The organism is Brevundimonas sp. P7753 (assembly GCF_013386595.1).
GTDB lineage: Bacteria > Pseudomonadota > Alphaproteobacteria > Caulobacterales > Caulobacteraceae > Brevundimonas > Brevundimonas bullata.
This window is the reverse complement of the sequence record NZ_JACARP010000086.1, coordinates 55584-66816: the sequence shown is the minus strand read 5'-3', so window position 1 is coordinate 66816 and position 11233 is coordinate 55584. Positions and strand designations below refer to the sequence as shown.

The 11233-nt window shown below is 66.6% G+C and carries 6 protein-coding genes and 1 riboswitch; of the genes, 3 read left to right on the top strand and 3 right to left on the bottom strand.

All coding sequences use genetic code 11. The annotated features are described in order from the left end of the window. The first annotated feature begins 91 nt into the window (after positions 1 to 91). Positions 92 to 180, top strand: a riboswitch (glycine riboswitch). A 179-nt stretch (positions 181 to 359) separates the two neighbouring features. The 3 genes from HX774_RS15395 (at position 360) to HX774_RS15385 (ending at position 6153) form a co-directional block, all read left to right on the top strand. Continuing rightward, positions 360 to 3068 carry a TonB-dependent receptor domain-containing protein gene (locus tag HX774_RS15395; protein WP_255500478.1) on the top strand — a complete coding sequence of 903 codons (2709 nt, stop codon included), beginning with the start codon at positions 360 to 362 and terminating at the stop codon, positions 3066 to 3068. 107 nt (positions 3069 to 3175) lie between these two features. Continuing rightward, entirely contained in the window at positions 3176 to 5116 is a 1941-nt protein-coding gene (locus HX774_RS15390) for a prolyl oligopeptidase family serine peptidase (protein ID WP_178828173.1), read from the top strand. Between the two features lie 59 nt (positions 5117 to 5175). After that, positions 5176 to 6153 (top strand): amidohydrolase family protein, encoded by a 978-nt coding sequence (locus HX774_RS15385; RefSeq protein WP_178828171.1) that lies wholly within the window; start codon positions 5176 to 5178, stop codon positions 6151 to 6153. On the opposite strand, the gene HX774_RS15380 is transcribed toward HX774_RS15385, so the two are convergent. Genes HX774_RS15380 through HX774_RS15370 form a run of 3 tightly spaced genes read right to left on the bottom strand, consistent with a single transcriptional unit; the run spans position 6078 to position 10872 of the window. Then, positions 6078 to 8423, bottom strand: coding sequence for an ABC transporter permease (locus tag HX774_RS15380; RefSeq protein ID WP_178828169.1), 2346 nt, complete (start codon positions 8421 to 8423; stop codon positions 6078 to 6080). The two genes, HX774_RS15385 and HX774_RS15380, sit on opposite strands and share 76 nt — an antisense overlap. Beyond that, a complete protein-coding gene (locus HX774_RS15375) occupies positions 8420 to 9475 on the bottom strand; it encodes an HlyD family secretion protein (RefSeq protein ID WP_178828167.1) in 1056 nt (351 codons plus the stop codon). Before HX774_RS15375 ends, HX774_RS15380 begins: the two co-directional genes overlap by 4 nt. Continuing rightward, positions 9472 to 10872: a TolC family protein gene (locus tag HX774_RS15370; RefSeq protein ID WP_370523715.1), complete on the bottom strand. Its 1401-nt coding sequence runs from the start codon at positions 10870 to 10872 to the stop codon at positions 9472 to 9474. The genes HX774_RS15375 and HX774_RS15370 overlap by 4 nt, the downstream gene beginning before the upstream one ends. Positions 10873 to 11233: the final 361 nt, after the last annotated feature.

Here is an 11233-nt window from a genome sequence, read left to right as displayed (position 1 = left end):
AGCGGTCGTAAATCGTCGGTATTTTCTAAAATGTGCAATTATTTTGCGCAAATGAGCCATTTGACAGCGACGTGTGGTCCGATCTTACTGGATATGCAGCGCGGGAGAGTTCGATCTCGCATCGACGCCGAAGGCGCAACCGCCCCGGAAACGCTCAGGCAAACGGACCGTGCTGCAGGATGAACGCTGGAGAGAAGGGCGCACCCGCCGGGGGCGCGTCCTCGCCGAAGAAGCAAGGACCCGCCGGTCCGAAACTCTCAGGCCCGATGACAGCGGGGGCTATCAAACGACGCCGTCAGAGCGTCAGTCACCGGGCTTCCCTGGGGAGGGGCGCCGTCGTCGCATGAGTAGGATTTGTCTTGTCTAGATTTCATCTCCATCTGACCGGCTGCTGTAGCGCCATGGCCCTGCTGGCATGCGCCGGCGGCGCAATCGCCCAGTCGCAGGACGAAGAGCCCGCGGGCAGCCCCACCACCATCGACGAAATCGTCGTCACCGCATCGCGTATCGATCGCGCCGGCTTCACGGCCCCGACCCCGACCGTGCGCCTGACGGCGGAAGACCTGTCGGTCGGCGCGCGCCTGAACGTGGCGGCGGCCCTGAACGACATGCCGCAGTTCCGGGCCACCCAGTCGGCCCAGACCACCAGCACCAACACAGGGGCGGGCGGTGCGCCGGTTGACCTGCGCGGCCTGGGCGTCAGCCGCACCCTGGTACTGATCGACGGTCGCCGTGTCTCGAGCGAGAACGACCTGAACTCGATCCCGACCGTGCTGATCAAGAGCGCTGATGTTGTCACGGGCGGCGCCTCGGCAGCCTGGGGTTCGGGCGCCGTGGCCGGTGTGGTCAACGTCTCGCTGGACCGCAAGTTCGAAGGCGGCAAGCTGGGCGCCGAGTACGGCGTCTCTTCCTATGACGACGCTGAGCAGGTCCGCTTTGAAGGGGCCTATGGCCGCAGCATTCTGGATGGTCGCGGTCACGTGGTGATCGGCGGCGAGTACCTGGACAACGAGGGTGTCATCCCGCGCGCCTCGCGTCCCAATGTCGGTCGTTGGTCGCAAGTTTCGACCGGCGACGGCACGGGTAACTTCGTCAATGTGCCGGATGTCGGCTTCTCGAACGCAGCCTATGGCGGCCTGATCATGTCGGGCGTGCTCAAGGGCAAGGCCTTCAACCCGGACGGTTCGCTGCGCGACTTTGACTATGGCAAGGTTGTCGGCACCTCGAGCGTTGGCGGCGAAGGTCCGTCCAACGACGACATCAGCCCGCTGGTGACGCCGCAGCAGCGCTACGCCGCCCTGGCCAGCTTTACCTATGACATCCAGGACAACCTGCGCTTCACCGCAGACGTGCGCCACTCGAAAATGTGGAACACCTATACCTGGTTCGGCGATCACGACCGCGGCAACCTGGTGGTCAAGCGTGATAACGCCTTCCTGCCGAGCGCCGTGGGCGCGGCCATGGATGCGGCGGGCGAAACAACCCTGACGATGGGTCGTTTCAACTCAGACATCAACTTCCCCACCATCGACTTCGAGCGGGTCACGACCCAGGCCACTCTGGCTCTGGACGGCGAGCTCGGCAGCCAATGGCGCTGGGGCGCCTATTACAGCCACGGTGAGTTCAACAACGACATCGACACCCCGGGCTTCATTTTGAAGAATGAGTGGGCCAAGGCCGTGGACTCGGTGATCAACCCGGCCACGGGCCAGGCGATCTGTCGCGACGCCCTGACCAATCCGAACAGCACCTGCGTGCCGATCAACCTGTTCGGCCTGGGCGCCCCGTCGCAGGCTGCTGTTGACTATGTCACCGGCACGCCGATGCAGCGGTCGACGACCAAGCTGGACACTGTAGGCTTCAGTATGCGCGGCGAGCCCTTCAGCCTGCCGGCCGGTGATGTCTCTGTCGCTTTCGGTGTCGAGGCTCGCAAGGAATCCATCGACCAGACCGTGGGTGAACTGGACGCCGCCAAGGCTTTCCGTTCGTTCAGCTTCTCGGCCATGTCCGGCGAGTTTGCGGTCAAGGAAGCGTTCGCAGAAGTCCTGCTGCCGCTGGTCAAGGATGTGCCGGTCTTCAACGACCTGCAGTTCAACGCCGCCGTCCGGGTTTCGGAATATGACACCACCGGATCGATCTGGTCGTGGAAGGTGGGCGCCACCAATGAGTTCTTCCCTGGCTTCCGGGGCCGTATCACCCAGTCGCGTGACATCCGTTCGGCCAACCTGAGCGAGCTCTATACCCAGACCACCACGGGCTACAACAACATCAACGACCCGGTCAAAAACGCCACGGTCTATGTTCTGAACAATGGGGGCGGCAACCCGAACCTGACGCCGGAAACGGCTGACACCCTGACGCTGGGCTTCACCTACTCGCCGCCGTCCGTGCCCGGCCTGAACATGTCGATCGACTATTACAGCATCAAGATCGACGACGTGATCACCACCATCGCGCCGCAGGACCTGGTGACGCGTTGCTCCAACGGCAACAAGGCTCTGTGCGACAAGGTTGAACGTGATGCTGCCGGTGATCTGGTGCGCACCATGTCCACCTTCCTCAATCTGGCCGAGTACCAGACCGATGGCGTTGACGCCGAGGTTTCCTACACCGCGCCGCTGGATCGCTTCTTCGCTGATGCCTCGGGCCGCATCAACCTGCGCATGGTCGGGACCTGGACCAACAGCCTGACCACCAATGATGGCGTGACCGAGATCCAGTATGTGGGCTCGCAGGGCTATGCCTTCGGTCTGGGCGTGCCTGAGCTGCGCCTGAACGCCTCGGCAGGCTGGAAGGGCGAGGTCTTCAGCGCCAACCTGCGCGCTCGCTACATCTCGGATGGTCAATACAACTCGACCATCAAGATCGTGAACAACGAGATCGACGCCTACACCTACTTCGATCTCGGCGTGACGGCCGACCTGTCGCGCTTCGGCGCGGACGGCGTGGAACTCTACGCCAATGCGACCAATCTGTTCGACAAGGATCCGCCGGAGGGTTCGCTCTTCTCGCCCTATTACGATGTGATCGGCCGCTACGTCACGGTTGGAGCACGGTACCGCTTTTAGTTCTGGCGCCGTGTTCCCGTCGCCGGCTCCTCCCCCATCGTTCGCGATATGGAGCCGGCGACACCCTTCCTCTTGATTGAGGGTCTCTTGTGAGAGGGTGTTACCCTATGATTTCTCGCGTTTCCCTGATGGCGCTGAGCCTGGCCCTGTGCGCCGCGCCCGCCGTCGCCGAAATCCCCAAGCCCGCCGCCATCGTCGCCGATGGTTTGCCTGCCGTTCCCGACGACCTGGCGGCGGCCACCTTGCCCTATCTTCAGAGCCGCCGCGCCGCCTTCGTCGGCTGGAACGCGGCCGATCAGTCGATGCTGATCAAGACCCGCTTCGGCGCCACGGACCAGATCCACGTGGTCGGCGCCCCTGGCGGCGCCCGTCGCCAGATCAGCTTTGAGGCCGAGCCGGTCATGGCCGGCGCCCCGTCGCCCTCTGGCGACGTCCTGCTGGTCCAGAAGGACAACGGCGGGGACGAGTTCTATCAACTCTATACGCTCGCCGACGGTCGCCTGACGCGCGTGACCGACGGAAAGAGCCGCAACTGGTTCGGCGCCTGGAGCCCGGACGGCAAGCGTGTCGGCTACGCCTCCTCGCGTCGCAACGGCGCGGACATGGACCTTTATGTCGTCGATCCGCGCGATCCCGCGACCGACCGCCTGGTCGCCCAGGTGTCGGGGGGCGGCTGGAACATCTCTGACTTCTCGGCGGACGGGTCCAGGGCACTGGTGCTGAACCGGATGTCGATCAACCATGCGGCGGTCTATGAGCTGGACATCGCCAGCGGCCGCATGACGCCGCTGACCGATCCCGAGGCCCAGGTTTCCTATGTCGATCCGCAGTATGCGCCGAACGGCGCCGTCTGGGCGGCGTCCAACAAGGGGTCCGACTTCCTGCGTCTGGGCCGCATCGAGGGCGGCGACTTCCGCCCGGTGTCGACCGAGGCCCGCTGGGACGTCAGCGACTACGCCATCGCCCCGGACGGCAGCTTCATCGCCTATGCCGTCAACGAGGCCGGCGCGTCCAAACTGCGTGTTCTGGATATGGCGAGCGGTGTGGTGCGTGCGGTGGACGGCCTGCCCAACGGCGTCATTCCCTACAGCATAGGCGCGACCATCGACATCGCCCCCTGGGGCGCGATCGGTCTCAGCCTGTCGTCCGCGCGTGTGGCGGGCGACGCCTTCTCGATCGATCCCAAGACCCTAGCCGTGACCCAGTGGACGCACAGCGAGACCGGCGGACTGGACCCCTCGATCAACGTCGAGCCAAGCCTGGTCGAGGTGAAGAGTTTTGACGGCGAGACGGTGTCGGGCTTCCTCTATCAGCCGGACGCGACCAAGTTCCCGGGCAAGCGTCCGTTGATCATCGACATCCACGGCGGCCCGGAAGGCCAGACGCGGCCTGACTTCCTCGGCTCGCAGAACTATCTGCTGAACGAACTGGGCGTGGCGATCTTCTTCCCCAACGTGCGCGGTTCGTCGGGCTATGGCACGCGGTTCGTCAACCTCGATAACGGACCGTTCCAGCGCGAAAATTCGGTGAAGGACATCGGCGCCTTCCTCGACAATCTGGAGAAGAACCCCGGCCTGGACGCCGACCGTTTCGCCGTCACCGGCGTCTCGTACGGCGGCTATATGTGTTACGCCACGGCGGTCCACTACAGTGATCGGTTGAAGGGGGCGAACTGCTATGTCGCCATCTCCAACTTCGTGACCTTCCTGGAGAACACCCAGTCCTATCGCCGCGACCTGCGTCGGGTGGAATACGGCGACGAGCGTGATCCGGCTCAACGCGCGCAGCTACAGGCCATCTCGCCGCTGACCAGCGTCGACAAGATCACCATCCCCCTGCTGGTGGCGACGGGCGGAAACGACCCTCGCGTGCCGGCCTCGGAAGCTGATCAGATCGTCGCCGCCGTCCGCGCCAACGGCGGCACGGCCTGGCACCTTCTCGCGCAGAACGAGGGCCACGGTTTCCACAAGAAGGAAAACGAGGACTACTACTTCTGGACCAGTCTGCAGTTCTGGAAACAGACGCTGCTGGCCGACACGCCGCGCTGATCGCGACGCTTTACGGGGGCCGGTAAAACCGGCCCCCTTTTTCTTTCCGAGAATTTGAGATGCGTTTGAACCTCGCCGCCGTGCTGGCGGCGTCCACGATGATGCTTGCCTCTGCCCCCGCCATGGCTGAGCCGGTGGCCACGGATCATCATGTCCATGTCCATTCCCCGGCGATCCTGGACTTCCTGCCCGCCTATTGCAGCAGCCTGGGGAGGATCAGCGCCTGTCCCGAGGTCTTCACCCGACCGCTGACCGTCGATGACCTGCTGACCGACATGGATGCGGCGGGGGTGAGCCGGGCCTTATTGATGTCGACCGCCTATCTGGCCGAGAGCCCGATGATGGTTCCTGCGCGCCATGACGCGCCCGACCTGATCCGGGCGGCCAATGATTTCACGGTCGATCTGGCGCGCCGCCATCCGGACCGACTGAGCGCCTTCGTCAGCGTCAACCCGCTGACGCCGACAGCCCTCCCGGAAATCGCGCGCTGGGCGGATGATCCCTTTGCCGCCGGGGTGAAGCTGCACCTGACCAATTCCGACGTGGATCTGCGCGACCCTGACGACGTGGCGGCGCTGGCTCGGGTCTTCCGCGCGGCGGCGGCAGGGGAGATGACCATCATGATCCATATGCGGACCCGAGCCGAGGACTATGGGGCCAAGGATGTCGGCATCTTCCTTGATCAGGTGCTGCCTCAGGCTCAGGGCGTGCCGGTCATGATCGCCCATTCAGGGGGCTGGGGCGGGTTGGATGACAATACCTGGGCCGCCATGACGGCCTTCGCCGAGGCGCTCGAAGAGCACCCGGAAACGAGCCGGAGCCTGTCCTTCGATCTCGCCCAGGTCTTCGACGCGGAAACCTCGGAGGCTGACCTGCTGCGGCTGGTCGCCTTGATGCGGCGCATCGGGATTGATCGCTTTGTCGCCGGATCAGACTGGCCTTTCTCGGGGCCTCTGAACGCTTATCTGAACAACGTCTTCGCACGCCTGCCGCTGACGCCGGCCGAGGCTGAGCTCATACGGTCGGCGCGCCTCTGATGGGTTAGACGCCACCACGCCGTGACCCCAAACAGAACCGCCAGGACGGCCAGCGTCAGCAGCTCCGGCGCGACCTCGGCGACGCTGGCGCCCGCGGCGTTCAACTTGACGAAGGCCTGGATGGCTGAGGTCGAGGGCGACAGGCGGGCCAGCCAGGCGAGGGGCTGAGGCATCAGGAACAGGGGCCAGGCGGCGCCGCCGAGGAAAAACAGCGGCACCGAGGTTCCGACCAGGATCTGCATGGCGCGCTCATGTCGGTCGAACAGGCTGCCGATCGCCAGACCCAGGGCCGAGACGCTGGCGGCGAAGACCGGCACGGCGAGGATGATCCCGAACAGGTCGCCCATGCGCGGATAGTCCTGAAACCAGAAGACGAAGCCGAAATAGAAGAGGCTGGCGATGCAGCCGATCAGCGTCAGGGCGGCCCACAGGCCGAGGAAGCTGCGGGTCGAAAGCGCCGCCGCCCCGGTCTCGCGCCGCAGACCGGCGAAGAGGGCCGCGCCCAGCAGCAGGGTCTGTTGCAGTATGATGGCGCTGACCGCCGGGACCGCATAGCTGCCGTAGCCGTCCGTCGTGTTGTAGAGCGGGCGCTGCACCACGGTCGGGGCGCGTTCCAGCAGACGCGTCGCCTCGATTACCGGGGTCAGTGTCTGTTCGGCGGCGGCGGCTGCAGCTCCGCCCAGCGCCTTGCCCATGGCCGTGGCACGAACCAGATAGGCGCCGTTCAGATAGAGACCGACCCCCTTGGCGTCGCCGTGGATCAGCGACGACTCGAACCGTTCGGGGATGTGCATGACCGCGTCGACCTCGCCGTTGCGCAGCATTCGTTCGGCCTCGGAAGGCGAGGCGGTGACGACCGAGGCGTCCAGAGCGCGTGTGGCGTTCATTTCCTGAACCAGTCGTCGGCTCAGCGCCGAATGATCCTGATCCACGACGGCGACGGGCAGCTTGACCGGCGTCTGACCCACATAGGCCATCGGGTAGTAGAAGGCGTAGGCGACCACGGCCAAGAGGATGGTGCTGGACAGGGGCCGATGCTTGAAGATGCCGGCGAAGGTCCCGACAAAGGCGCCGCCGAAGCTGCGGGCGGGGAGGTGCAGGCTGAGGTCTTCCGGCTTGGGTGCGCGTCGGGCGCGGCGATGGGCGAGGGGGGCGGACAGGGCGAAGGTCCCGACCGCGACAGCCAGCAGGATCATCAGCGGCCCTATTGATGCGGCGACGTCCGAGCCCAGCACCATCTGTTCGTTCTGCAACCGCAAGTAGTGGGTGAAGGGCAGGATGGCGCTCCACACCTGGGCGAAGGCCGGGCCGTGCAGCAGGGGCAGGGTGCCGTTGGAAAAGGCGATGGCTGAACCGGCATAGACCGCCGTGGCCGAGAAGCTGACATCCATATCGCCGGTCAGGGCGATCAGCAGGGCCGAGATCCCGGCGGTGGCCGCCATCAGGGCGAACAGCCCGCCCAGCAGCATCAGCAGGCTGCCTTCGACGCCCCAGCCGCGCCAGCCGCACAGCCAGGCGACCCAGACCGCGCCCCAAAGGGTGAAAATCAGGACATAGGGGGTCAGCTTGCCCGCCAGCGCCGCCGTCAGCCGCCCGTCCATGCGTGTCGACCAGGCCTTCAGCGAGCCGCCGCGCAATTCTCGGCCCACCCCCATGACGGCGGCGCAGGCCATCAGCAGATGCAGGACGCCGGGCATGATGAGCGCGCCGAGAAAGAGCTCGAAACTGAGCTGCGGATTGCCCAGGATCGTCACCTGAACGGCGGGGGTCTTCAGCCGCGCGGCGGGCACGCCCAGCGCTCGGGCGCGGTCCAGGATCAGGGGAGCGGCGGCGTCGGTCAGGGCCGTGGTCTGGGCCGAGGCGGCGAGCGAACCGACGGTCTGGAAGGCGCCGTTGTAATAGACGATCACGGCATCCGGCTGGCGAAAGGCGTTCTTCTCGGCGTCGCGCGGGATGTAGGCGAGGCTGTAGATCCGGCCCGACCGCATCAGGGGCCATGCGGCCTCCAGATCGGTGGGCTGGGCCACCACGCGCACGCCGGGGCTGGCCTCCATGTTACGGATGGCGGCGCGGCTGAAGGCGGAATGGTCCTGATCGACGACGGCGACTGGGACGTCACGCACCACGCCCTGAAACAGCATGGCCCCGACCACGACCATCAGCACGACCGGCATGACGACCAGCAGGATCAGATCCCAGCGACTGCGGGCCAGATGCGCGATCTCGGCGCGCAGGGCGCGACCGAAGACGCCGCCGGTCGGCGTCGTCACCGGGCGGGCCAGTCGAACAGGACGCTCATGCCGGGACGCAGGCCCTCGACCGGGGCGACGGGCTTGGCGTGGACCTCGAAGCTGCGCACGTCATAGCCGCGCGACTGGCGGGTGGCGCGCCAGGTGGCGAAGTCGCCTTGGGGGCTGATGAAGCTGATGCGGAAGGCCACGGCCTTGCGGTTCAGCGCGGGAATGTCGCCGCGCACCGTGTGGCCGATCTTCAGGCCGTTGAACTGATCCTCGCGCAGATTGAACGCGACCCAAGAGTGATCCAGATCGACCACGCTGAAGACCGGCACCCCGATCAGCACCAGTTCGCCGGGGTTGGAAAAGCGTTCGGCGATCTCGCCCGCCGCAGGGGCGATCAGGCGGGTCTCGGCTTGCAGCGCCGCCATTTCGCCGACCCCGGCGCGAGCGGCGGCGACCTGGGCGTCGGCGATGGCCTTTTCTTCGCTGCGGGTCCCGGCCACGGCCTTCAGATACTGCTGACGGGCGGCCTCGGACTGGGCGGCGGTGGCGGCGCGCGCGGCGACGGCCTCGTCGCGGCGCTGGGCCGAGATGACGCCCTCGGCGAACAGGTTCTCGGCCCGGCGGGCGGTCTGGGCCGCCAGTTGGGCGGCGGCCTGGGCGCTGCGCCAGATGGATTCCAGCGAACGGATGTCTTCGGGCCGCGCGCCGACGCGGCTCAGTTCCTGAACGGCCTGAGCGCCTTGCAGGGCGGCGGCGGCCTGTTGATCGCCGGCGGTGATCTCGGGGCTGGAGAGGATGGCGAGAACCTGACCCTTGGCGACGCGGTCGCCAGCCGAGGCCAGCATCTTCTCCACGCGGGCGGGGGCCTTGGTGGCGACGGTGAAGGTCTCGGCCTCGACCATACCCTGCACCTGCGGCGGGGCCGGGCGGGCGGCCAGGAACAGGCCGACGACGACGAAGATCAGCACGGCCAGCGCCGCGACGCCGATCAGCAGGGTCTTGACCGGCGGACGGCTGCGCCGACGGGGCGGCGGCGGGACCGGATCAGCGGCATTGTCACCGGCGGGGGCGGTCTCGGTCATGGGGCGATCACCCGGTCGGCGCGTTGCAGGTAGCTGATGAATTCGTCGCTGCGGTCGCTGGCGGCCAGCAGGGCGGCCAGAGCCAGTTCATACTCATAGGCCGCCGCCGCACGTTGCAAGCGGGCCGTGCCCAGCAGGTTACGCGCGTCGATGACGGCGGAGGCGGGCGCTTCGCCCTCCCGGAAGGACAGATCCTGAACCCGCAGGTTCTCGGTCGCCGCCTCCAGACTGGAGTCCAGCGACAGGAACTGACGGCGCGACAGCTCGACCAGATTATAGGTGCGGATGATCAGGATGCGGACCTCGTCGCGGGCCTGACGTTCCAACTGTTCGGCGGCTTGGGACCGGGCGCGAGCCGCGCTGACCATGCGGCCCCGATCCAACGAGGACATCAGGGTGTAGCGGGCGCCGACGCCGACGGCCCAGTCCGGCTCGGTCGGCAGGGCGTCCTCGCGGTTCAGGTTGTAGGCCCCGAAGGCGTAGACCGACGGGCGCAGCCGGGACCGGGCCAGGTCCACCCCGGCGTCGGCCAGTTCGCGGCCCGCACCGGCCAACGCCACGCGGGGATGGTCGGCGACCCCGTCCTCAATGAAGCCGTCGACAGGGCCGGGCGGTGTGGAGTTGACGAACAGGGGGCTGGTCGGGGCGACAGGGGCCGTCACATCCAGCATCCGGGCCAGGCTCTGAACCGCCGTGTCATGCTCCAGCTCGGCGCGATCCAGCTGACGCTGGGCGGCGTCGCGGGCGACCTGAACCTGCAGACGTTGCGCGGCGCTGAGAAAGCCCTCGCGTTCCATGGCCTGGGCGTTGCGCAGGTGCAGGTCGAAGCCGTCGCGCGTCTCGCGGGCGATAATCAGGGCCTCGCGCGTCAGGGTCTGGCCGAAATAGACCCGCACCAGATTGACGCTTTCCAGATTGCCGGCCTCGGCCTGACGGGCGCGGGCCATGTCGACATTGGCCCCCGCCGCGTCGCGCAGGGCCGGGATGGCCCCGCCGGTGTAGATCGGCATGACGGCGGTGGCGACGGGGCGGAAACTGGTGTCGGCGGTCTTCAGCCGCGCGCTGCCGGGCAGGCTGGCGAAGAACTCGGGCAGGGCGGTTTCAAGCCGGTCGTTGATGGCCTGAAGAATGTCGCCCGGCACGCCGGGCAGGTCGCCAATGATCCCGGGCAGCAATTGATTGGCCACGCCCTCGGCCTGGCCCAGGGCGTCGGACAGGGAGATGTCGAAGGTCTTCTGATAGCGCAGCAGCTGGGCGTCGACGGCGATGGTCGGGCGGTTCAGCGTGCGCGTCGCCGCCGCCTGTTCTTCGGCCGCCGTCACGTCGGCGCTGGAGGCCCTGCGGATGCTGGAGGTTGCGTCCAGCCGGGCCATGGCGGCTTCGAAGCTGTAGGGCACTGTGTCCTGAGCCTGCGCTGCTGACGTCAGAACGCCAGACGCAGCAGCGGTCAGGACGAGCAGCCCCGCGCCCCGGCGCCAGAGACCTCGCGCTCTCGCTTCCGATCTCTTCAACGAAGGCGTCCCCCTCAAGTCGTGCGGTTTCGCAACGCGCCGCGCCCGCGTCTAGGCGAGCTTGACCTTAAATCGCGTTAAAGCGCTTCGGGTTGCATCGCGGGTCGTACGGGACGCCTTGGCGAAATCACGGCGGGATCATGGCGACCTTGCGGAACCCTGTTTTTCCGGCAGCGTTGCCCTGGACCAGATGTTGAAATGATCCCTGAACCTCGCACGCCAACCATTGGGAGAGCGGCGATGCAGG